The organism is Paenibacillus sp. E194 (assembly GCF_000935845.1).
In the GTDB taxonomy this organism is placed as follows: Bacteria; Bacillota; Bacilli; order Paenibacillales; family Paenibacillaceae; genus Paenibacillus_B; species Paenibacillus_B alvei_B.
The window spans coordinates 1-524 of the sequence record NZ_JMDX01000555.1 but is presented as its reverse complement, the minus strand read 5'-3'; the positions used below and the strand labels follow the sequence as shown (position 1 = coordinate 524).

General features: G+C 58.8%; 1 protein-coding gene. It reads right to left on the bottom strand.

Annotation, left to right across the window (positions count from 1 at the left end; genetic code table 11):
• Nucleotides 1-524 (bottom strand): condensation domain-containing protein (locus AZ66_RS29530; protein WP_044358245.1); only part of this gene is annotated, 524 nt, incomplete at both ends.

Below are 524 nucleotides of genomic sequence, written 5' to 3'. Positions count from 1 at the left end.
AAGTCGAATTTCGCTGCTCCGCTCTCGATCGGATACGGTGTCCATTGCAGACCCGCCAGCTCCAATTCGGCCTGCTCCGTGTTTTGCAGCACCAGCATGGCATCGAACAACGGATTGCGGCTCATATCCCGCTGCTTTATAACCTGCTCCACCAGTTCCTCGAACGGATAGTCCCCATGCTCCAATGCTCCGAGTGTCGTCTGTTTTACTTCCTCCAAGTAGGCCGAGAACGGCTTTTCCCCGGACGGATTCATCCGCAGCGCCAGCGTGTTCACAAACATGCCCATCATTCCTTGCAGGTCCGCATGGGAACGTCCAGCGATCGACGTACCGACGATCACTTCTTCTTGACCGCTTAACCGCCCCAGCAGAGCGCTGTATGCGGCCAGCAGCACCATGTACACGGTCGCTCCGTTTTCCCGCGCCAGTTCTCTGACCGCATCGGAAAGCACGCTGTCCAGCTCGAAATCCACCCGATCCCCCTCGAAACTGCGCACCGCCGGTCGCGGAGCATCCGTCGGCAG